The 20,126-nt window shown below is 68.4% G+C and carries 19 protein-coding genes; 8 read left to right on the forward strand and 11 right to left on the reverse strand.

Annotated features, from left to right (window positions below):
• The first annotated feature begins 159 nt into the window (after window positions 1–159).
• Together VAPA_RS05060 and VAPA_RS05065 are read left to right on the forward strand one after the other, a co-directional pair.
• On the forward strand, window positions 160–1,290 hold the full coding sequence (locus VAPA_RS05060) for an efflux RND transporter periplasmic adaptor subunit (protein ID WP_041946342.1): 1,131 nt from the start codon (window positions 160–162) through the stop codon (window positions 1,288–1,290).
• Window positions 1,287–4,451, forward strand: a complete 3,165-nt coding sequence (locus VAPA_RS05065; protein ID WP_021005690.1) for an efflux RND transporter permease subunit — start codon at window positions 1,287–1,289, stop codon at window positions 4,449–4,451. The genes VAPA_RS05060 and VAPA_RS05065 overlap by 4 nt, the downstream gene beginning before the upstream one ends.
• On the opposite strand, the gene VAPA_RS05070 is transcribed toward VAPA_RS05065, so the two are convergent.
• From VAPA_RS05070 to VAPA_RS05090, 5 genes are read right to left on the reverse strand one after another with little or no spacing between them, the layout of a single operon-like run.
• Window positions 4,448–5,095 (reverse strand): histidine phosphatase family protein, encoded by a 648-nt coding sequence (locus VAPA_RS05070; RefSeq protein WP_021005691.1) that lies wholly within the window; start codon window positions 5,093–5,095, stop codon window positions 4,448–4,450. The two genes, VAPA_RS05065 and VAPA_RS05070, sit on opposite strands and share 4 nt — an antisense overlap.
• 22 nt (window positions 5,096–5,117) lie before the next feature.
• Window positions 5,118–5,735 (reverse strand): DUF4136 domain-containing protein, encoded by a 618-nt coding sequence (locus VAPA_RS05075; protein ID WP_021005692.1) that lies wholly within the window; start codon window positions 5,733–5,735, stop codon window positions 5,118–5,120.
• Between the two features lie 46 nt (window positions 5,736–5,781).
• The gene (gene ttcA / locus VAPA_RS05080; RefSeq protein ID WP_021005693.1) at window positions 5,782–6,714 is read right to left on the reverse strand and encodes a tRNA 2-thiocytidine(32) synthetase TtcA; all 933 of its coding nucleotides are present in this window, start codon (window positions 6,712–6,714) and stop codon (window positions 5,782–5,784) included.
• Between the two features lie 54 nt (window positions 6,715–6,768).
• Window positions 6,769–7,143, reverse strand: a complete 375-nt coding sequence (locus VAPA_RS05085) for a dihydroneopterin aldolase (protein WP_021005694.1) — start codon at window positions 7,141–7,143, stop codon at window positions 6,769–6,771.
• Window positions 7,144–7,151: 8 nt separating this feature from the next.
• Window positions 7,152–7,937 (reverse strand): SDR family oxidoreductase, encoded by a 786-nt coding sequence (locus tag VAPA_RS05090; protein ID WP_021005695.1) that lies wholly within the window; start codon window positions 7,935–7,937, stop codon window positions 7,152–7,154.
• A 26-nt stretch (window positions 7,938–7,963) separates the two neighbouring features.
• On the opposite strand from VAPA_RS05090, the gene VAPA_RS05095 reads away from it, so the two are divergent.
• A complete protein-coding gene (locus VAPA_RS05095) occupies window positions 7,964–9,079 on the forward strand; it encodes a class I SAM-dependent methyltransferase (RefSeq protein ID WP_021005696.1) in 1,116 nt (371 codons plus the stop codon).
• Window positions 9,080–9,202: 123 nt separating this feature from the next.
• Entirely contained in the window at window positions 9,203–10,066 is an 864-nt protein-coding gene (locus VAPA_RS05100) for a TauD/TfdA dioxygenase family protein (RefSeq protein WP_021005697.1), read from the forward strand.
• A gap of 24 nt (window positions 10,067–10,090) precedes the next feature.
• Here VAPA_RS05100 and VAPA_RS05105 read toward each other — a convergent pair whose 3' ends face one another.
• Window positions 10,091–10,486, reverse strand: a complete 396-nt coding sequence (locus tag VAPA_RS05105; protein ID WP_021005698.1) for a DUF5329 family protein — start codon at window positions 10,484–10,486, stop codon at window positions 10,091–10,093.
• A gap of 106 nt (window positions 10,487–10,592) precedes the next feature.
• On the opposite strand from VAPA_RS05105, the gene hisN reads away from it, so the two are divergent.
• Genes hisN through VAPA_RS05120 form a run of 3 tightly spaced genes read left to right on the forward strand, consistent with a single transcriptional unit; the run spans window position 10,593 to window position 12,543 of the window.
• Complete coding sequence (hisN, locus tag VAPA_RS05110) at window positions 10,593–11,369, forward strand: histidinol-phosphatase (protein ID WP_021005699.1); 777 nt, start codon at window positions 10,593–10,595, stop codon at window positions 11,367–11,369.
• Between the two features lie 9 nt (window positions 11,370–11,378).
• Window positions 11,379–11,573, forward strand: a complete 195-nt coding sequence (locus tag VAPA_RS05115; protein WP_021005700.1) for a DUF2905 domain-containing protein — start codon at window positions 11,379–11,381, stop codon at window positions 11,571–11,573.
• A gap of 43 nt (window positions 11,574–11,616) precedes the next feature.
• Window positions 11,617–12,543, forward strand: a complete 927-nt coding sequence (locus VAPA_RS05120) for an ROK family protein (protein WP_021005701.1) — start codon at window positions 11,617–11,619, stop codon at window positions 12,541–12,543.
• On the opposite strand, the gene VAPA_RS05125 is transcribed toward VAPA_RS05120, so the two are convergent.
• The gene (locus tag VAPA_RS05125) at window positions 12,516–14,063 is read right to left on the reverse strand and encodes an aminotransferase-like domain-containing protein (protein ID WP_021005702.1); all 1,548 of its coding nucleotides are present in this window, start codon (window positions 14,061–14,063) and stop codon (window positions 12,516–12,518) included. The genes VAPA_RS05120 and VAPA_RS05125 overlap by 28 nt on opposite strands.
• A gap of 174 nt (window positions 14,064–14,237) precedes the next feature.
• On the opposite strand from VAPA_RS05125, the gene VAPA_RS05130 reads away from it, so the two are divergent.
• The gene (locus VAPA_RS05130; RefSeq protein ID WP_021005703.1) at window positions 14,238–14,573 is read left to right on the forward strand and encodes a hypothetical protein; all 336 of its coding nucleotides are present in this window, start codon (window positions 14,238–14,240) and stop codon (window positions 14,571–14,573) included.
• Between the two features lie 9 nt (window positions 14,574–14,582).
• Here the strand turns inward: VAPA_RS05130 and otsA are convergent, their stop codons facing one another.
• The 4 genes from otsA to VAPA_RS05150 form a co-directional block, all read right to left on the reverse strand.
• Window positions 14,583–15,968 (reverse strand): alpha,alpha-trehalose-phosphate synthase (UDP-forming), encoded by a 1,386-nt coding sequence (gene otsA / locus VAPA_RS05135; protein WP_021005704.1) that lies wholly within the window; start codon window positions 15,966–15,968, stop codon window positions 14,583–14,585.
• Complete coding sequence (locus VAPA_RS05140; RefSeq protein ID WP_021005705.1) at window positions 15,965–17,887, reverse strand: glycoside hydrolase family 15 protein; 1,923 nt, start codon at window positions 17,885–17,887, stop codon at window positions 15,965–15,967. Before VAPA_RS05140 ends, otsA begins: the two co-directional genes overlap by 4 nt.
• Window positions 17,884–18,660 (reverse strand): trehalose-phosphatase, encoded by a 777-nt coding sequence (gene otsB / locus VAPA_RS05145; RefSeq protein ID WP_021005706.1) that lies wholly within the window; start codon window positions 18,658–18,660, stop codon window positions 17,884–17,886. Before otsB ends, VAPA_RS05140 begins: the two co-directional genes overlap by 4 nt.
• A 74-nt stretch (window positions 18,661–18,734) precedes the next feature.
• Window positions 18,735–19,994, reverse strand: coding sequence for a multifunctional CCA addition/repair protein (locus VAPA_RS05150; protein WP_021005707.1), 1,260 nt, complete (start codon window positions 19,992–19,994; stop codon window positions 18,735–18,737).
• Window positions 19,995–20,126: the final 132 nt, after the last annotated feature.

A 20,126-nucleotide genomic window follows, 5' to 3' on the forward strand; every position in this document is an offset into this window, starting at 1 on the left:
TTTACGGCACTCATGGACACTGCAAGTCGACGGCTGCTCCAATAGCCGCTGTCAGCCCAAAGTGCACAAGAACCCATGAAGAAAAAACTCGTCCTCGCCCTTGCAGGTGTGTTGATCGTAGCCGTCGCGGGATGGTGGTGGAACGGGTCGGGCGACCGCATCGCGGCAAAGAACGCCAGGCCGGCCGCCGCCGGCGGCGCGCCCGCAGGCAGTGCACCGGCCGCGCTCGTCACGCTCGCCACCGCCGAGCGGCAGGACGTGCCGGTCACTGTGCAGGTGAACGGCAGCGTGGTCTCGCTCAACAGCGTCGACCTGCGGCCGCAGGTGACCAACACGGTCCAGGCGGTGCACGTGAAGGAAGGGCAGTTCGTGAAGGCGGGCCAGCTGCTCTTCACGCTCGACGATCGCAACGACCAGGCCAACCTGGCCCGCGCCCGCGCCCAGCAGAAGCGCGACGAGGCCACCATGGCCGACCTCGAGCGCCAGTACAAGCGCAGCCAGGAACTGGTGGCGCAGAACTTCATTGCCAAGAGCGCCGCGGACGCCACGCTGTCGCAACTCGAGGCGCAGCGCGCCGCGGTGGCGGCCGACCGCGCCGCGGTGCAGTCGGCGCAGGTGGCGCTGGGCTACGCCACGCTGCGCGCGCCCATTGCGGGGCGCATCGGCGCCGTCAACATCTACCCCGGCACGCTGGTGCAGCCCACGCTGTCGCTGGTCACCATCACGCAACTCGACCCCATCGCGGTGAGTTTCCCGGTGCCGGAGGCCAACCTGCAGGACTTGCTGGCGGCGGCGCGCAGCCGGGCCAAGGTCGAGGCGCTCGTCGCCGGGCGCAAGGAGCCGCTCAGCGGTGTGTTGAATTTCGTCGACAACACGGTCGATCCGCAGATCGGCACCGTGCGCGCCAAGGCGGTGTTCGACAACGCCGACCAGAGCCTCTGGCCGGGCCAGTTCGTCGGCACGCGGATCACGGTTCGCACGCTCTCCGGCGCCACGGTGGTGCCGGCCGCGGCGCTCATGATGCTGTCCGACGGCGCTTCGCTCTACGTGGTCGATGAGGCCATGAATGCCAAGCGCCGCAAGGTGCAGGTGCTCCATACCTTCGGCACGAAGGTGGCACTGAGCGGTGTCGAGCCGGGCGAGCAGGTGGTCATCGAGGGCAGCCAGAACGTGCGCCCTGGCGGCAAGGTCCGCCTCGACAAAAAGCCCGCACCGGCGGGCACCACCGGCGTCACACCGGGCAGTGCGGCCTCGTCGGACGCACCCCAGCCTCCGCGGGAACGCGCATGAACATCTCGGAGCTGTGCATCCGTCGTCCGGCGATGACGGTGCTGTTGTCCGCCGCGGCGGTGGTCGCCGGCGTCTTTGCCTATTTCAGCATCCCGGTCGCCGCGCTGCCGAGCTACAACACGCCGGTCATCAACGTGAACGCCCAGCTGCCGGGCGCGAGCCCGGACACCATGGCTTCGTCGGTCGCGCTGCCGCTCGAGAAGCAGTTCTCGACCATTCCGGGCCTGCAGACCATCAGCTCGGTCAACACCCAGGGCGTGAGCTCGATCACGCTGGAGTTCGTGAGCAGCCGCGACATCGACGCCGCGGCCGTCGACGTGCAGGCCGCGCTGCTGCGCGCCCAGCGCCAGCTGCCGCAGGAGCTGACGCAGTTGCCTTCGTACCGCAAGGTGAACCCGGCCGATGCGCCGGTGCTGTTCATCTCGCTGATCTCGCCGTCGATGAACCCGGCCGAGCTCAACGACTATGCCGAGAACCTGATTTCGCCCACGCTCTCCACCATCGACGGTGTGGCGCAAGTGGCCGTGTACGGCCGCAAGGCCTTTGCGGTGCGCATCAAGGCCAACGCCGACCTGCTCAACGCGCGCAACATCACGCTCGACGAACTGGCCAAGGCGGTGAACTCGGCCAACGCCAACACGCCCGTCGGCGTGCTCGACGGGCCGCGCCAGACGCTCACCATCCAGGCCAACCGGCAGCTCACCAAGGCGGAAGACTTCGCCAAGCTGATCGTCGGGCAGCGCAACGGCGCGCCGGTGCGGCTCGACGAAGTGGCCACCATCGAGGACAGCTTCGAATCGGTCAAGACCGCCAGCAGCTTCAACGGCCAGAGCTCGATCTCGCTGGCCGTGCAGCGCCAACCCAATGCCAACACCGTGGAGGTGGTGGATGCGGTGCGCGCGCTCATCCCGCGCTTCAGGGCCGAGCTGCCGCAATCGGTCGAGATCCACATGGTGAACGACCGCTCGTTGTCCATTCGCGAAGCCGTGCACGACGTGCAGCTCACGCTGCTGGGCACCGTTGCGCTGGTGGTGCTGGTGATCTTCCTGTTCCTGCACCGGCTGGTGGCCACGCTGATTCCGGCCGCGACCATTCCCATCTCGCTGATCGGCGCGGTGGCGCTGCTCTATGCCTTCGGCTACAGCCTGGACAACGTCTCGCTGCTGGGCATCACGCTGGCCGTGGGCCTGGTGGTGGACGACGCGATCGTGGTGCTCGAAAACATCATGCGCTACGTCGAGAAGGGCATGGAGCCGATGGCCGCGGCGCTGCGCGGCGCGCGCGAGGTGGGCTTCACCATCATCTCGATCTCGATCTCGCTGGTGGCGGTGTTCATTCCCATCTTCTTCATGCCGGGCGTGATCGGCCTCCTGTTCCATGAATTCGCGGTGGTGGTGGCGCTGGCGGTGCTGGTGTCGGCCATCGTGTCGCTCACGCTGGTGCCGATGCTTGCGAGCCGGCTGCTCAAGCACGTGCCGCGCAAGGAAGGCGTGCTCGACCACGAGGAAGAGCACCCCGAGCCCGGCACTGCCGTTGGACGCGGTTTCGAGCGCGGCTACCGCTGGGTGCATGCGAGCTACATGCGTACGCTCGACTGGACGCTCGCGCACCGCAAGCTGATGCTGCTGGTGGCCGGCGGCACCTTCGTCGTCACGGCCTGGCTGTTCATCTCCATTCCGAAGGGCTTCTTTCCCGAGGAAGACATCGGGCAGATCCAGATCACCACCGAAGCGGCCGAGGACATTTCCTTCACCGCCATGAAGGCGCTGCAGGACCGCGTGGCCGCTTCGCTCCAGGCCGATCCGAGCGTGGCCTACGTGAGCTCGTTCGTCGGTGTGGGCGGGCCGACCGCCACGCAGAATTCCGGCCGCCTGTTCGCCGTGCTCAAGCCGCGCAGCGAGCGCCCCAAGATGGCCGCGGTGCTCGAGTCGCTGCGCCAGCGCTTCCGCGAGATTCCGGGCATTGCGGTCTACATGCAGCCGGTGCAGAACCTGCGCCTGGGCGGCCGCCAGAGCAAGGCGCGCTTTCAGTACACGTTGCAGAGCGTCAACGCGGGCGAGATGGTGCCCTGGGCCACGCGGCTCATGGAGCGCATGCGCGCCGACCCGGCTTTCCGCGACGTCACCAGCGATTCGCAGAACCGCGGCCTGCAGGCCACGCTGGAGATCGACCGCGACAAGGCCGGCGTGCTTGGCGTCGCCGTGGGCGACCTGCGCACCGCGCTCTACAACGCGTATGGCGACCGGCAGATCGGCAGCATCTACGGCGCGAGCAACACCTACCAGGTGATTCTCTCGGCCGCCGACAACGATCGGCAGTTCGAGGACGACGTCTCGCGCCTGTCGGTGCGCAGCACCAGCGGCCGGCTGGTGCCGCTGTCGGCCTTCTCGACCGTCAAGCGCACCGTGGGGCCCACCTCGGTCAACCACCAGGGGCAGCTGCAGGCCGTGACGGTGTCGTTCAACCTCGCGCCGGACGTGCCGCTGGGCAACGCGACCGCGAAGATCGACCAGTTCAAGCAAGAGCTGAAGATGCCGCAGTCGATCATCACCACCTACGGCGGCGATGCGGCGGTGTTCCAGAGCTCGCAGGCCAGCCAGGCGGTGCTGCTGGTGCTGGCCGTGCTCGTGATCTACGTGCTGCTGGGCGTGCTGTACGAAAGCTACATCCACCCGCTGACCATCCTGGCCGGGCTGCCGTCGGCGGCCGTGGGCGCCTTGCTCTCGCTGAAGATCCTCGGCTTCGACCTGACGCTGATCGCGACCATCGGCATCCTGCTCCTGATCGGCATCGTGAAGAAGAACGCGATCATGATGATCGACTTCGCGCTCGACGCGCAGCGCACCGAGGGCATGAAGCCGGTCGATGCGATCCGCGAGGCCTGCCGGCTGCGTTTCCGCCCGATCCTGATGACCACGCTGGCCGCGCTGATGGGCGCGCTGCCGCTCGCATTGGGGCTGGGCGCCGGCGCCGAACTGCGTCAGCCGCTGGGCGTGGCGGTGGTGGGCGGGCTGATCTTTTCGCAGGTGATCACGCTCTACATCACGCCTGCGATCTACCTGGCGCTCGACCGCTACAGCGGCACGGGGCCGATGGTCGACCTGCCGGGCGAGGCGAAGGCCGAGGCCGGTGCCGCGGGGCACGCGGCGTCGCACGCCTAGGTTGTTGTTTCGTCGAGAACGTCGTCGTCCGCCGCCAGGTGGGCGATGTCGCTCCAGCCGACCAGACTGAAGCCCTCGGGCGTCCACAGCATGCGGTTGATGGCCGCATTGCCGAGCTGCCAGGTGCGCGGCGCCTGCAGCTCCTGGCGCGTGGCGGCGCGGTAGAGCACGTCCATCACGCCGCCGTGCGCCACCAGCGCCACCAGCTGGCCCGGATGGCGGGCGGCCAGCTTCGACGCAATGCGCGTCACCCGTTCGCGGAAGACCAGCAGGCTCTCGCCGCCCTCGGGCTGGAATTCGGGATCGCGCTCGCGCCAGCGCCTGGCCTGCTCGGGCAGGGTGGACTCGATCTCGGCAAAGCTCATGCCCTCGAAGCGGCCGAAGGCGCGTTCGCGCAGGCCGGGCTCGGGCTGCACCGCCAGGCCGTGGGGCCTGGCGATCTCCTGCGCGGTCTGCCAGGCGCGCGACAGGTCGCTGGCGTAGATCGCGCCGATGTCCTCGTGCGTCAGCGCCTGTCCGACGCGCCGGGCCTGCCAGAACCCGGTGTCGTTGAGACCGATGTCGAGCTGGCCCTGGATGCGCGTGTCGACATTCCAGGCGGTTTCGCCATGGCGAACGGCAATCAGGCGGGTGACTTCTTCCATCTGGCAGGATTCTAGAAGCGCGTCATTTCTTCGCGGTCGGCAGCTCGATGTTCACCCGGCGCTCGCCCTGCGGCGGGTTCGGAAAGCCCTGCAGCGCGGCCTGGAACATCACCGGCAGGATGGTCGCGCTGACGTTGTAGGGGCCGTCGTTGCGGGCCCGCGTCTCGTAGACCACGCGGTTCGAGCCGATGTCGCGCAGGACGATGCTCACTTCGCGCTCGTACCAGGGGTTGGCCGCGGGGGGCATGAAGGCAGGGCCGCCATACCAGCCGCCGCCATACCCATACCAGCGGCGTGCGTAGCCGGGATAGCCGTAACCCCAGGGGCCGTCGAAGAGCCACGGGTCGGCCCAGGGCGAGAGGCCGGCCGTGACGCGGGCGCCGATCTGCGCGCTGTACTGCGGCCTGGCATCGTCGCGGCGCAGGCCGACCTTGTCGAGCGCGGCGGCGGCCATGGCCTCGAGCGATTCCTGCCGGGCGGGGTCGGCCTGCTGCGAAGGCAGGCGCTCGAAGCGGTAGGTGGCGCCGGGCGGCATGGTGCTGAGCGACGAGAAGCTTTTCACATCGCTGTCGACCACCCAGGAGGTGGCGCAGCCGCTCAGGGTTGCTACCAAAAGAAGAGCTGAAAACGCACGTTTCATGAGGATCTCCGGGCTCGGCGGCCCAAAATTCCCCTGGGTTGCCCGCTCAGCCCTGAAGGATGCGCAGGGCTGCAGGTGCCTGGGAGAGCAGGTCGAAAGAGGGCGTGTCGAAGGCCTTGTCGCCGTCTTCGTCGGCCACGCCGGTCGCCCTCAGACCCTTGAAGTCGTGCCGTGTTCCGTCGAGCAGGTGCGAAGGCACCACGTTCTGCAGCGCGGTGAACATGTTCTCCACGCGGCCCGGGTGCTTCTTGTCCCACTCGCGCAGCATTTCGCCGACCTGCTTGCGCTGCAGGTTTTCCTGGCTGCCGCAGAGGGTGCAGGGAATGATCGGGAATTCGCGGTGCTGGGCCCAGCGCACCAGGTCTTTCTCGGCCACGTAGGCGAGCGGGCGGATCACGATGTGCTTGCCGTCGTCGCTCACCAGCTTGGGCGGCATGCTCTTGAGCTTGCCCGCGAAGAACATGTTGAGGAAGAAAGTCTGCAGCATGTCGTCGCGGTGGTGGCCGAGCGCGACCTTGGTGGCGCCCAGTTCGTCCGCCACCCGGTACAGGATGCCGCGGCGCAGCCGGCTGCACAGGCCGCAGGTCGTCTTGCCCTCGGGAATCACGCGCTTGACGATGCTGTAGGTGTCCTGGTTCTCGATGTGGAAGGCCACGCCGAGTTCGCTCAGGTACTTGGGCAGCACCTCTTCGGGAAAGCCGGGCTGCTTCTGGTCGAGGTTGACCGCGACGATGTCGAAGTGAATGGGGGCGCGGGCCTTGAGCTTGAGCAGGATGTCCAGCATGGCGTAGCTGTCCTTCCCGCCCGAGACGCACACCATGACCTTGTCGCCCTCTTCGATCATGTTGTAGTCGACGATGGCGCGGCCGACCTCGCGGCACAGGCGCTTCTCGAGCTTGTGCGTCTCGCGTTCGATCTTCAGGGAATGGGTGGTGGTGGCGCCGGCGACGGGCGCCTCGTCGATCCAGACGGCGTTCATGGGTGGGCTGCTTCGGTCAGGCAAATCGGGGGGAGGGCCCGATTTTGCCTCGGTTCACCATTCCCCGGCTTCCATGCGGATAGCCACCTCGCAGTCGTCGAAGATTTCGAGCTTGGCGATCTTCACCCGCACGCCGACCACGCCGGGCAGTTGTAGCAGCCGCTGCGCGAGCTTGCCGATGAGCGTTTCGAGCAGGTTCACATGCTCGGCCGTGCACTCGTCGATGATGATGCGGCGCACCTTGCGGTAGTCCAGCACGTGGAAGATGTCGTCGTCCTTCGGCATCAGCGGCTGCGCACCCAGGTGCAGCTCGGCATCGACCTGGATCGGCTGCGGCGCCGTCTTTTCCTGGTCGAGGATGCCCAGGTTGGCGTCGAAGCGCAGCCCTTGCAGGGTGAGTGTCTGGCGGCCGATCGGGGTAGAGGACATGGTGGGGCTCACATCAGCGAGAAGTCGCGGTCGAATTTCATGAGGTGCTGGCCGCCGTCCACCAGGAGCGTGGTGCCGGTGATCGAGTTGTTTTCCAGCGCGAACTTCACCGTGGCCGCCACGTCGGCCGGCGTGGAAGAGCGGCCCAGCGGCGAGAGCTTGTGCAGCTTCGAGAACCTGTCTTCGTCCAGCATGTGGCTGGGCAGCGTGAGGCCGGGCGCCACGCCCACCACCCGTACGCGCGGCGCCAGCGCCAGCGCCAGCATGGGCGTGGCGGCCTCGAGCGCGGCCTTCGACAGCGTGTAGCTGAGAAAGTCGGGGTTGGGGTTCCAGAGCTTCTGGTCGAGCAGGTGCACCACCGCGCCCTGCGCGTCGCGCAGCGCCAGGTGGTCGCGCAGCGCCTGCGCCAGCAGAATGGCCGCACCGGTGTTGCTGCGCGCATGGCGCTCCATGAGCGCGTAGCTGAAGCTGGCGGCGTCGTCATGCTCGAAGAGAGCCGCACTGTGGACCACGGCATCGACGCTGCCGAAGTGCGCCGCCACGCGCGGCAGCAAGGCGCGGGTGGCGCCTTCGTCGAGCAGGTCGGCCTCGAAGACCGCCGAGCTGCCGGAGAGGCCCGCGCAATCGGCCGCCGTTTGCTCGGCCTCGGCGCGCGAGCTGCGGTAGTGCACCGCCACCTGCCAGCCCCCCGCGGCAAGCGCCAGCGCGATCTCGCGGCCCAGCCGGCGGCCGGCACCCGTGACCAGGACGGTGCGGCGGGCCGGCGTAACAGGAGGAAGGGGCACTGTGCTCATGCGGGGAGAGAAGGGAGAATCGGCGGGTGACGACAAAAACGACGACAAACAGTTTACCCATCGCCCTCGATATCCTGATCGCCCGTTCGGTGGAACGCGCGGGCGGATGGATCGGCTTCGACCGCTTCATGGCGCTGGCCCTGTATGCGCCGGGGCTGGGCTACTACGCCAACAGCTCGGCCAAGTTCGGCCACATGCCGTCTTCGGGCAGCGACTTCGTGACGGCGCCGGAGCTCACGCCCATGTTCGGGCAGGCGCTCGCGGCGCAGGTGGCCGAGGCATTGGAGAAGACCGGCACCGACACGGTCTGGGAGTTCGGCGCCGGCACGGGGGCGCTCGCCGTGCAGTTGCTGCATGCGCTCGACGAGATGGGCCGCGGCGACGTGCGCTACCGCATCGTCGACCTCTCCGGCACCTTGCGCGAGCGCCAGCAGCAGGCGCTGGTGCGCTACGCGGACCGCGTCGAATGGCTCGGCGAATTGCCGGAGGCGATGCAGGGCGTGGTGGTCGGCAACGAGGTGCTCGACGCGATGCCGGTGCAGCTGCTGGCCCGCGTGGGTGGCCAATGGTTCGAGCGCGGCGTGGTGCGCAATGCGCGCGCCGACGGCTGGGCCTGGGCCGACCGCGCGACCGCCCTCCGGCCGCCGTTCGAGGTGCCCGGCGAGCACGACTACCTGACCGAAATCCATCCGCAGGCCGAGGCCTTCGTCGCGACCCTGGCGGACCGCCTGAAAAAGGGGGCGGCCTTCTTCATCGACTATGGTTTTCCGGAGCGCGAGTACTACCACCCGCAGCGCCACATGGGCACGGTGATGTGCCACCGCGCGCACCAGGCCGATGGCGATCCGCTGTCCGACGTGGGCTACAAGGACATCACGGCGCACGTCAATTTCACCGGCATTGCACTCGCGGGGCAGGAAGCCGGGCTCGAGGTGCTGGGCTACACCAGCCAGGCGCGCTTTCTGCTGAACTGCGGGCTGCTGGAGAGGATGGAACAAGGCAGCACTGCCGAAAGAGGGATGGCGGCTCGGCTCGTTCATGAGCATGAGATGGGGGAGCTGTTCAAGGTGGTGGGGTTTGCGGTGGGGGATGCTTGGGATGCGATGGGGTTTGCCGAGGGGGATCGGAGTCATACCCTTTGACCCTTTGGTTTGCTTGTTTTCCGGGGCCGGGTCTCGCCCCGGCCCCGGAACTCAAAAAAAAGCCCATAAGCAACCAACAAGGATTTCGTTGAGAAACCCCTCATCCAAACCTACATTGGCGCAATGACCGCCCCGCAGCACTTCGAAGTGCGCCCCTTCAACGCCCCCGCAGGCGCAGAAATCGTCGGCCTCGACATCTCGCAGCCCATCAACGACGAAGATTTCGCGCGCATCCACCGCGCGCATCTGGGCCACCACGTGCTGGTGTTCCGCAACCAGCAGATCACCCCGGCCGAGCACATCGAATTCAGCCGCCGCTTCGGCCCGCTCGAGATCCATGTGCTGCACCAGTTCCATTTGAAGAACCATCCCGAGATCCTGATCGTCTCCAACATCAAGGAGAACGGCGAGCCCATCGGCCTGGGCGATGCGGGCGTCTACTGGCACTCCGACATCTCCTACAGGCCCAAGCCCAGCCTGGGCTCGCTGCTCCATGCGCAGGAGCTGCCGAGCGAGGGCGGCGACACGCTCTTTGCCGACCAGCACCTCGCCTGGGAATCGCTGGGCCCCGAACTCCAGCAGCGCATCCTCCCCCTCAAGGCCGAGCACAGCTACCTCGCCAAGTACGAAGATCTGCGCGCAAAGAACCCGTGGCGGCCCAAGCTCTCGCAGGCGCAGATCGACCAGGTTGCGCCTGCCGTTCAGCCGGTGGTGCGCACGCATCCCGAAACCGGCCGCAAGGCGTTGTTCGTCAGCGAGCATTTCACGACGCGCATCGTCGGCCTGCCGCCGCAGGAAAGCGACGCGCTCCTGGCCGAACTGTTCGCGCACAGCGTGAAGCCCGAGTTCGTGTACCGCCATCAATGGGCGCCGCACGACCTGGTGTTCTGGGACAACCGCTCGCTGATGCACCTGGCGGCCGGCACGCCCGACCATCTGCGGCGCCGCTTGAACCGCACCACCATCGTGGGCGACGCGCCCTTCTGATGCTTTTCCCCCGACGCAGCGGGTTCAACCGGCTCCGGGCTTGCCGCCACCCTGGCGCAGCGCGCGCAATTCGGCATTGAGGAACTCGTTGGCATCCCGCATCGAACCGTTCGGCATCTTCACCTTGTAGGCCTTGCCCGTCACTTCCGAGCGAGAGGCGCAGCGGTCGATGAAGTCTTCCGCCGTGGCGATGTCGTCTTTGAAGTAGTCGAACTTGGCCTGCATGTGCTTGGCGGCATCGGCGGCGTCGTGCTCATTGCCGTTGCGCATGAAGGTCACGGTCGTCATCTTCGAGACGCGCAGGATCAACGTGTCGATGAGCTTTTGCTCCGATGCGGAAGGGGTGGCCTGGGCCAGTGCGGCCGCAAGGCCGAGCACAAGCGCCAGCAGGGCGGTACGCAGAAGTTGGAATGAAGCCATGCGGTCGATGTGGCAATTTCCGGACCATGCTAGAGCGGTGGCCCCACGCATGTCAAACCGGGCCCGGCTCGGGTCTAATCGCAGGTTTTGGCACGCTTCGTTTCCCATGAGCTCTTCCCCCCTTGATCTGCTGTCGATTGCGCACTCCCTGGCCGATGCCGCTGCCGCCCAGTCGATGCGCTATTTCCGCACGCCGCTCGACATCATCACCAAGGCCGACGAGAGCCCCGTGACGCTGGCGGACCGCGCCGCCGAGACGGCCATGCGCGAGATACTTGCCGCGCGCGTCGCGGCGGACGGCATCTTCGGCGAGGAGCACGGCCTCGAGCGGCTCGATGCCGACCGCGTCTGGGTGCTCGACCCGATCGACGGCACGCGCAGCTTCATCACCGGGTCGCCGCTCTGGGGCACGCTGATCGGCGTGCTGCAGGGCTCGCGCGTGGTGCTCGGCATGGTCGACATGCCGGTGCTGCAGGAGCGCTGGATCGGCCAGGCCGGCCGGGGCGCCACGCGCGACGGCCAGCCGGTGCACGCCAGCGGCTGCACCGAAGTGGCCAAGGCGCGCATCGTCACCACCTCGCCCGACATCTTTGCGCCCGCCGACTGGCAGGCCTTCGACCGGCTCAGCCGGCAGTGCGCGATGCGGCGCTTCGGCGGCGACTGCTACGGCTATGCCCAGCTGGCGGGCGGCACCATCGACCTCGTGGTGGAAACCGGGCTGCAGCCCTACGACTACCTGGGCCCGGCGGGCGTGATCGAGGCCGCGGGCGGCGTCATCACCGACTGGCAGGGCCAGCCGCTGGGGCTCGCGTCCGACGGCCGGGTGATTGCGGCCGCAACGCCCGAACTTCACCGACAAGCCATGGCCATCCTTGCGGCCTAGACTGTTCCCATGATCCGCTGGCTGATCGTCGTTGTCCTTGCACTGGTGCTCATGAGCGGCCTCACGGCCTGGCTGCGCCGGTTCGGCTTCGGGCGGCTGCCTGGCGATTTCGAATTCCGCGCTTTCGGCCGCGACTGGCAGCTGCCGATATCGAGCACCCTGGTGCTCAGCATGATCGCGGCGCTGGTGGCGCGCTTCATCTAGTGCTGTCGATGAACCCAGAGACCCCAGAGAGAAGTACCACGCGATGAGAGCCTGCGTTGACATCGGCGGCACCAAGGTGGCCGTGAGCCTTTCCCCTTCGAGCGATGCGCCGCTGGTCGGCCGCCGCAGCGAGCCGACGGCCAAGACCGGCGACAACGACGCCGTGGCGGTGCAGATCATGCGGATGATCGACGAGGTCTGCGCCGAGCAGGGCATCGCTCCCGCCGACATCGACCGCGTGGGCGTCTCGTCCACCGGCCCCTTCGAGCTGCGCGACGGCATGGTGGAACTGGCCACGCCCAATATCTGCGGCGGCATTGCCGGACCGGCGCGCGGCCTGCCCAACAGCTGGATGACGGCGATCATCGAAGCTCCGCTGGCCCGGCGCTTCGGCCGCGTGCGGGTCGAGAACGACGCCGTGGCCGCGCTCGAGGCCGAGCGCCACTGGGGCGCGCTGCAGGGCATGGATCACTGCGCCTACGTCACCTGGAGCACCGGTGTGGGTGTGGGCCTGTGCGTGGACGGCCGTGCGCTGCGCGGCAAGAACGGCAATGCCGGCCATGCGGGCCACAGCTTCGTGGCGGACGACGCCAGCGGCGCGCTCTGCGGCTGCGGCAACCTCGGCGACGTGGAGGCGCTGGTGGCGGGCAACTCCATCGCGCGCCGCTTCGGGCAGCCCGCACCCGACCTGTTCGCGGCCGCTTCGGGCGGTGAACCGCATGCCGTCGAGATCGTCGATGCCTTGTGCCGCGTCATGGGCCGGATGATCTACAACCTGATTGCCACGCTCGATCTCCAGCGCATCAGCCTGGGCGGCAGCGTGTTCTGGCACCACCGCGACTTTCTGCTGCCGCGGCTGCAGGCGCAGGTCGACGGCAAGCTCAAGCCGCTCACGCGCGGCGTGCTGCTGGTGCCCGCCGGGCTGGGCGAAAAGGTCGGCGACTACGCCGCCCTGGCACTGCTCGACTGACTCCGGCGGGCCTCGGACGGCCGGGCGGGAGCCGGGGGCGATGCCGGCCGAACGGGCAGCGCCGTTGCCGCACCGGCGCTGCGGCTCATCAGCGTCTCGATGATCTGGCCCAGGCGGCGCAGGCCCGTGTCGACCGCCTCGCCGTACGGCCAGCCGCAGTTGATGCGCAGGTAGTGATCGAAGCGCGAGGAGTTGGAGAACAGCGTGCCGGGTGCCACCACGATCCGCTCCGCGAGCGCCGCATCGAAGACCCGCGACGACGACAGGCGCTCGGGCAGCTCGACCCACAGCTGCAGCCCGCCGGGCGGCAGGTTGATGCGCGTGCCCGTCGGAAAGTAGCCGGCGATCGCATCGGCAGTCTGCTCGCGCTGCGTCTTCAGGCAGGTGCGCAGATGGCGCAGATGGCGGTCGTAGCCGCCGGTGGCCATGAACAGGCCGGCCCCGCTTTGCGACAGGCCTTCGTTGTTGCGGGTCTGCGCGTACTTGAGCATCTCCACTCGCGCGTGCCAGCGTCCGGCCGTGATCCAGCCCAGGCGCAGGCCGGGCGCGAGGATCTTGTGCAGCGAGGCGCAGTGGATCACGTTGCCGCCGGCATCCCAGGACTTGAGCGCGCGCGGTGGCGTCGGGGCGTCGACGAGTTCGCTGTAGGTGTCGTCCTCGATCAGCGGAATCGCGTGCCGTTCGCACAGCTGCGCGAGCCGCGCCTTGTGGGCATCGGGCATCACGCTGCCCAGCGGATTCTGCAGGTGCGGCACCACCACCACGGCCTTGATGTTGTCGTAGGTGCGGATCGCGAGCTCCAGCGCTTCGATGGAGAGGCCGGTCTGCGGGCTGGTCGGGATTTCCAGCGCACGCATGCCGAGGCTCTCGAGCACCTGCAGCAGGCCGTAGAAGGTGGGCGATTCCACCGCCACCGTGTCGCCCGGCTGCGCCACGGCACGCAGCGCGAGGTTGAGCGCCTCGATGCAGCCGTTGGTGACCAAAATATCTTCCGGCGAGATCGCCATGCCCACGCGCAGGCTGCGCTGCGCGAGCACCTCCCGGAACTGGCGATGGCCCTTGAGCGGCGCCGCGACCGTCAGCATGTCGGGCCGCTGGCGCAGCATGCGCGTCATCGCATTGCGCAGGGCCTCGGCGGGATACAGCTCGGGTGCGCCGCGCGCGATGGAAAAGTTGAGCTTCTCGGGAAGCCGCCGGCGGCGCGCCACGAAGTCCGAGACCTTGGCGTGGATGCCCACGTACTGCGCCGGGTCGGGCGGCACGCCGGCCGGGGGCTCCTCCATCGGCGCGATGGCCAGCCGCCGCGGCCGGCGCACGAAGTAGCCCGAGCGGTCGCGCGCCTCGACCCAGCCGTCGCTTTCCATCGTGCGGCACAGCTGCAGCGCGGTCGACAGGCTGATGCCGTGCAGGCGCATGAGGCTGCGCAGCGAAGGCAGCTTGTCGCCCTGCTTGAGCGAGCCGGTGTGGATCGCGTCCACGTAGTGCGCTGCGAGCTGGCGGTAGAGCGGTAGCGAGTCCATGGTGTCGATGCTCCCTCTATCGCGCATCCGAAAACAGATGCAGTTGCGAAGGAAAATGACCATAACAGATGCGCCGCGACGACCACTGTTCCGGTGCGAATCGCCTTGGCGTGTGCCTGTTTTCCGGGCGCCCGAATTCCTACGATGAGTGCACCCAACTCCCGAAGGCGCCCCATGTCCCCCCTCACTCTCGACCGACTGCCCGATACCGTCGTCCTGCAACCGGGCGAGGCCCTGCGCGCCGCGCTCGACCCCGCCACCTGGCTGGAGATGCTGGAGGGCAGCGCGCTGCTCGTGTCGCCGCCCTCATGGTTCGGCGACACCGTGTTCACCGCGAAGACCGTCCTGAACGAGGGCGAGGTGCATCGCCTGGAACGCGGCGGCTGGATCGAACTGTCGGCGCTGACGCCGGCGCGGCTGCGCGTGCATGCGCCGCAGCAGGCACCGGCGGCTTGGCCCGCCGAGCCCCGGCCGGTGATGCGGCTCGTGCGGCTGCTGACCGGAAGCTAGCCGCCTCGTCTACCGCTGGCTCGCGGCGTGGCGCAGCGCCTCGAGAAAGCTGCGCCGCCACCAATGGATGTCCTGCTCGCGGATGCGCGACAGCAGCTTCTGGTGCCGCTCGCGCCGCTCCTCGAGCGGCATCTGCAGCGCCTGCTGCACCGTTTCGGCCGTGCCGTGCGTGTCGTAGGGATTCACCAGCAGCGCTTCCTTCAGCTGCTCGGCCGCGCCGGCGAAGCGCGACAGCACCAGCACGCCGGGGTCGGCCGGGTCCTGCGCCGCGATGTATTCCTTGGCGACCAGGTTCATGCCGTCGCGCAGCGGCGTCACCAGCCCGACCGCGGCCGCGCGGCACAGCCCCGGCACGCGCTTGCGCGCCACCATGCGGTGGATGTAGCGCACCGGCATCCAGTCGAGTTCGCCGTAGTCGCCGTTGATGGCGCCGCACAGCGACTCGAGCTCGCGCCGGATGTCGCCATAGGCATCGACCGTCTCGCGCGTGGGGGAGGCGATCTGGATCAGCGTGGCGCTGCGGCGGTTCTCGGGATAGTTGGCGAGCAACTCGCGAAAGGCGCGCACGCGCTGGGGAATGCCCTTGGAGTAGTCGAGCCGGTCGATGCCCAGCAGCAGCCGGCGCTGCGAATACTCGCGCTTCATGGTCTCGAACATGTCGCGCGACTCCTTCGCATGCGTGAGCGCCGCGAATTCGTCGACGTCGATGCCGATCGGGAAGGCGCTGCAGCGCACGGTCTGGCCATAGGCGCGGTACATCTCGTCGCCCAGGTATTCGCCGTGCGCCTCGTTGCGCACGTAGTGCTCGAAATGCTGCACGTCCTGCTGCGCCTGGAAACCGATCAGGTCGTAGGCGAACAGCGAGCGCATGAGCCATTCGTGCTGCGGAACGGCCGCGATGATGATCTGCGGCGGCAGCGGAATGTGCAGGAAGAAGCCGATGCGCTGCCTGCAGCCCATGGCGCGCAGCTCGGCCGCCAGCGGCATCAGGTGGTAGTCGTGGATCCAGATGACGTCGTCGTCCTTCAGCATCGGCTTGAGCTTGCGCGCGAACAGCTGGTTCACGCGCCGGTAACCGCCGATGAAGCCGGCGTCGAAGTGGGCGAGGTCGAGGCGGTTGTGGAACACCGGCCACAGCACGTCGTTGCTGTAGCCCAGGTAGTAGCTGTCGTGGTCCTCGCGGCTCAGGTCGATGGTGGCGAGGGTGACCTTGCCGGCCTGCTGCATGTGCAGCTCGCCTTCGCCCGTGGGGCCGTTCTCGATGATCTGGCCGCTCCAGCCGAACCACATGCCGCCGCTTTGCTGCAGGCTTTCGCCGAGCGCCACGGCCAGGCCGCCGGCGGCGGGCTTGCGCGGGTCGGCCACGCGGTTGGAGACGACGACCAAGCGGCTCATATGCAGGAATCCCAGGGCGCCGACAGCCGCACGGCCGCATTGATGATGCCGACCATGGAGTACGTCTGCGGAAAGTTGCCCCACATCTCGCCTGTGACCGGATGCGTGTCTTCCGAGAGCAGGCCGAGCGGGTTGCGCGCCGCCAGCATGGTCTCGAAGATCTGGCGCGCCTCGGCCTTGCGGCCGATCTTGGCCAGCGCGTCGATGCGCCAGAAGGTGCAGATGTTGAAGGCGGTCTCGGGCTTGCCGAAGTCGTCGGCCGCTTCGTAGCGGCGCATGTAGGGGCCGTCGCAGAGCGACTTTTCCATGGCGTCGACGGTGGAGATGAAGCGCGGGTCGCGCGCGTCGATCAGCCCCACCTCGACCATCAGCAGGATGCTGGCGTCGAGCTCATGGCCGCCGAAGCTTTCGGCAAAGGCCTGGCGCTCCTCGCACCACGACTTGGCCAGGATTTCCTCTTTCATGCGCGCGGCGTGGCCGTGCCAGTAGGCGGCGCGTTCGGGCAGCGCGAGCGCGCGTGCGATCTTGGCGAGCCGGTCGCAGGCGGCCCAGCTCATGAGCGCCGAGCTGGTGTGCACGCGGGCGCGCGTGCGCAGCTCCCACATGCCGGCGTCGGGCGTGCCGTAGACGCGGATGGCCTGTTCGCCTACGGCCTCGAGGTGCGGAAACTCGGCCACGCCCGCGCGGCTCAGCAGGCGGTGGTCATGAAAGGCCTGCGCCGCGCCGAGCACGATGTTGCCGTAGACGTCGTGCTGGAAGTGCTCCTGCGCCTGGTTGCCCACGCGCACCGGCCCCATGCCGCGGTAGCCCGCAAGGTTCTCGACCATCGACTCGGGCAGCTCGCGTTCCAGCCCGATGCCGTAGAGCGGCTGGATGTGCTCGCCGTGCGAGCCGATCACCACGTTGCCGAGCCAGCGCAGGTAGTCTTCCATGGTGCCCACCTCGCTCAGCGAGTTGAGCGCGCGCACCACGAAGAAGGCATCGCGCAGCCAGCAGTAGCGGTAGTCCCAGTTGCGCTGGCTGCCCGGCGCCTCGGGAATGCTCGTGGTCATGGCGGCGACGATGGCGCCGGTGTCTTCGTAGAGCGAGAGCTTGAGCGTGATGGCCGCGCGGATCACCGCGTCCTGGTATTCGAACGGAATCGCGAGCCGCTTGCTCCAGGTGCGCCAGTAGGCGATGGTTTCCTGCTCGAAGCTGCGCGCGGTGTCGGCAATGCCGTCGAGCAGGGTTTCGTCGACGCCGAACATGAAGTTGTATTCGCGCGAGAGCACGAAAGGCTGGCGCGAAAGGATGTGCGAGATCGATGCGTCGGTGTTGAGCCGCAGCGTCACGTCCGGCCCCACGTAGCGGATGTGGTTGCTGCCGCGCGTGACCTCCAGCGGCCCCGAGGCACCCCACTGGAAGCGCGGGTCGAGCGCCACCCGGACGCGCGGCGCGCCGGCGATCGGCCGCACGCGGCGCACCATCATCAGCGGGCGGAAGTAGCGCGAGCGGCTGTAGAAGCGCGGCGCGAAGTCGGTGATCTCGATGCCCTGGCCGGCGCTGTCGAACAGCTGCGTGCGCAGCACCGCGGTATTGGGCTCGTACCACTGCTTGCTGGAGGCGAAGTCCTCGATCTCGATGGCCCAGGCGCCGGCCTCCTCGCCGGGGTGCAGCAGGGCATTGAAGACCGGATCGCCGTCGAAGCGCGGCAGGCAGCACCACACGGCGCGCCCGCGTGCATCGATGAGTGCGCTGTAGGCGCAGTTGCCGATCACGCCGACGTTGAGCGAGGGCTCGGCCGGCGCCCCGAAGCCGCGCTGCGCGGCCGAAGTCGCAGCGCGCGGGTCGACCGGCGCCTGGTCGGCGGGCCCGGCCGCGCCGGAAAGGGAAATGCCCGCGCGGTCCTCGGGTGCCTTCGACAGTTGCAGCTCGCTCATCCATCGCTCCTCGGGGATTCGTCTTTCCTGCGGGCCGGCGCGGCCAGCTGGTCGCGCAGATGCACCAGCCATTCGTAGACCGCGCGCGGCGATTCGAGCCGGTGCAGCGCCAGGCTCGGGCCCGAGCCGACCTTGATGCCGATGCCGCCGCGCGGCTGCACGATCGCGAAGCCGCTCTCGTCGGTGGTGTCGTCGCCGGCAAAGACCGGCAGGCGCCCCGCGAATGGCGCCTCGTTCATGAAGGCCTCGATGGCAATGCCCTTGTTGACGCCCGTGGGCTTGATCTCGAACACGAACTTGCCGTGCAGCAGTTCGAGCTGCGGCCGGCCTGTGATGGCGCGCGACATGGCGTCGCGGCACACGGCCTCCAGCTGCGGTGCGAGCCGGTAGTGCAGCGCAATGGCCGCGTGCTTGCGCTCGACCAGCAGGCCCTCGTGCACCCGGGCCAGTTCGTTGGCGATGTCCAGGATGGGCACGAGGTCGGGTGCGTGCTGCTCCTGCATCCGGCCCTGCGAGTCGCGGCGCTGCACGCCGTGCTCCCCGGCGGCAGGCAGGCGCAGCGGCGCGAGGAAGCGGTCGATGACGTCGATCTGGCGGCCCGACACCACGGCCAGCGCACCACCGAGCTGGTCGCGCAGGTCTTCGAGCAGCGCCACCAGGGCGGAAGGAATCTCGATCGCCTCGGGGGTGGGTGCGAGGGCGACCAGGGTGCCGTCGAAGTCGAGAAAGAGGGCGGTATCTCGGCCCAACGGAGGTGGCAACTGGGAGGACATTGGCATCGGTGAAAACCATAACACGGGCCTGGCATCTCCCGTGTCGGCCAAAGTCGGACGTCTGCGGCGGGGCTTCAGCCCAGCGATGCCGCCACGGCCTCCACGCGTGCGCGGTGGATCGCCTCGCCGATCTGCGGCCCGGCGGCGCCGGATTGCTGCGCCGCGCGCGCCACGGCGTCGGTGGGCACGCCAGCCGCCGTGGCGAGCACCCCGAGCAGCCGCTCGCGCTGCGGATAGGGCCGGTCCTCGAAGCCGAGCCGTCCGCGGGCATCGCACTCGCAGGCCAGCAGCACCTCGGCAAAGCGCGCCGGCTTGCGAAACGCGTCGCAGCGCTCCAGCAGGCGCACCAGCGCCGCGGCCGCGAGTTCGCCGCTGCGATGGATGTTGCCGTGCTCGCGCGCCACCACCTCGGCGAGCTCGCGGATCTCGACCGGCACGCGCCAGCGGTCGCACACCGCGCGCAGCAGCTCGGCGCTGCGCTTCTCGTGGCCGATGTGGCGCGGCAGCAGCCCGGGCTCCGTCGTGCCCTTGCCGAGGTCGTGCATCAGGCAGGCGAAGCGCACCGGCAGCGAAGCCTGCAGCTTGGCGCTGGTGTCGATGACCATCATCAGGTGCACGCCGCTGTCCACTTCGGGGTGATGGGCCTCGGGCTGCGGCACGCCCCAGAGCCGGTCCACCTCGGGCAGCAGCACCGCCAGCGCCCCGCAGGCGCGCAGCACCTCGAACATGCGCGACGGGCGGGTTTCCATCAGCCCGCGCGAAAGCTCCTGCCAGACGCGCTCGGGCACCAGCGCATCGGCTTCGCCGGCTTCGACCATCTCGCGCATCAAGGCCATGGTTTCGGGCGCGACCGAGAAATCGTCCAAGCGCGCCGCAAAGCGCGCCACCCGCAGGATGCGCACCGGGTCTTCGCGAAAGGCGTCGGTGACGTGGCGCAGCAGCTTTTGCTGCAGGTCGCGCCGGCCATGAAAGGGGTCGGCGAGCCTGTCGGGGTCGGCCTCGAACCGGCCGTCGGCGTCCACGAACTCCGCGGGCAGCGCGATGGCGTTGACCGTGAGGTCGCGCCGCGCCAGGTCCTGTTCGAGGGTGACGTCGGGCGAGGCGTGCACGGTGAAGCCGCGGTAGCCGGGAGCGCTCTTGCGCTCGGTGCGGGCCAGCGCGTATTCCTCGCGGGTCTGCGGATGCAGGAACACCGGGAAGTCGCGCCCCACGGGCAGGTAGCCGCGCGCCGCCATTTCTTCCGGCGTGGCGCCCACCACCAGCCAGTCGTGATCCGACACCGGTCGCCCGAGCAGCCGGTCACGCAGTGCACCGCCGACGAGATAGGTTTTCATGCGCCCAGTGTAGGGATACTCCAGATGGAAAAAATAGAACGACCGTTCGAGAATTTTCCTGCAAATCGAACGATCGTTCGCCGATTTGCCAAAAAAGCAGCCACTGTCGCAGTGGAGGCCGTGCGCTGCAGA

The organism is Variovorax paradoxus B4 (assembly GCF_000463015.1).
GTDB lineage: Bacteria > Pseudomonadota > Gammaproteobacteria > Burkholderiales > Burkholderiaceae_C > Variovorax > Variovorax paradoxus_E.

Excerpts from the sequence above, each read along its gene's own strand:
- VAPA_RS05105 (WP_021005698.1), bottom strand. The coding sequence starts at position 10,486 with ATGGCTTCATTCCAACTTCTGCGTACCGCCCTGCTGGCGCTTGTGCTC.
- VAPA_RS05090 (WP_021005695.1), bottom strand. The coding sequence starts at position 7,937 with ATGAGCACAGTGCCCCTTCCTCCTGTTACGCCGGCCCGCCGCACCGTC.
- otsA (WP_021005704.1), bottom strand. The coding sequence starts at position 15,968 with ATGAGCCGCTTGGTCGTCGTCTCCAACCGCGTGGCCGACCCGCGCAAG.
- VAPA_RS05130 (WP_021005703.1), top strand. The coding sequence starts at position 14,238 with ATGTCCCCCCTCACTCTCGACCGACTGCCCGATACCGTCGTCCTGCAA.
- VAPA_RS05100 (WP_021005697.1), top strand. The coding sequence starts at position 9,203 with ATGACCGCCCCGCAGCACTTCGAAGTGCGCCCCTTCAACGCCCCCGCA.
- VAPA_RS05065 (WP_021005690.1), top strand. The coding sequence starts at position 1,287 with ATGAACATCTCGGAGCTGTGCATCCGTCGTCCGGCGATGACGGTGCTG.
- VAPA_RS05075 (WP_021005692.1), bottom strand. The coding sequence starts at position 5,735 with ATGAAACGTGCGTTTTCAGCTCTTCTTTTGGTAGCAACCCTGAGCGGC.
- hisN (WP_021005699.1), top strand. The coding sequence starts at position 10,593 with ATGAGCTCTTCCCCCCTTGATCTGCTGTCGATTGCGCACTCCCTGGCC.
- otsB (WP_021005706.1), bottom strand. The coding sequence starts at position 18,660 with ATGTCCTCCCAGTTGCCACCTCCGTTGGGCCGAGATACCGCCCTCTTT.
- VAPA_RS05150 (WP_021005707.1), bottom strand. The coding sequence starts at position 19,994 with ATGAAAACCTATCTCGTCGGCGGTGCACTGCGTGACCGGCTGCTCGGG.
- VAPA_RS05115 (WP_021005700.1), top strand. The coding sequence starts at position 11,379 with ATGATCCGCTGGCTGATCGTCGTTGTCCTTGCACTGGTGCTCATGAGC.
- VAPA_RS05070 (WP_021005691.1), bottom strand. The coding sequence starts at position 5,095 with ATGGAAGAAGTCACCCGCCTGATTGCCGTTCGCCATGGCGAAACCGCC.
- VAPA_RS05140 (WP_021005705.1), bottom strand. The coding sequence starts at position 17,887 with ATGAGCGAGCTGCAACTGTCGAAGGCACCCGAGGACCGCGCGGGCATT.
- VAPA_RS05085 (WP_021005694.1), bottom strand. The coding sequence starts at position 7,143 with ATGTCCTCTACCCCGATCGGCCGCCAGACACTCACCCTGCAAGGGCTG.
- ttcA (WP_021005693.1), bottom strand. The coding sequence starts at position 6,714 with ATGAACGCCGTCTGGATCGACGAGGCGCCCGTCGCCGGCGCCACCACC.
- VAPA_RS05125 (WP_021005702.1), bottom strand. The coding sequence starts at position 14,063 with ATGGACTCGCTACCGCTCTACCGCCAGCTCGCAGCGCACTACGTGGAC.
- VAPA_RS05120 (WP_021005701.1), top strand. The coding sequence starts at position 11,617 with ATGAGAGCCTGCGTTGACATCGGCGGCACCAAGGTGGCCGTGAGCCTT.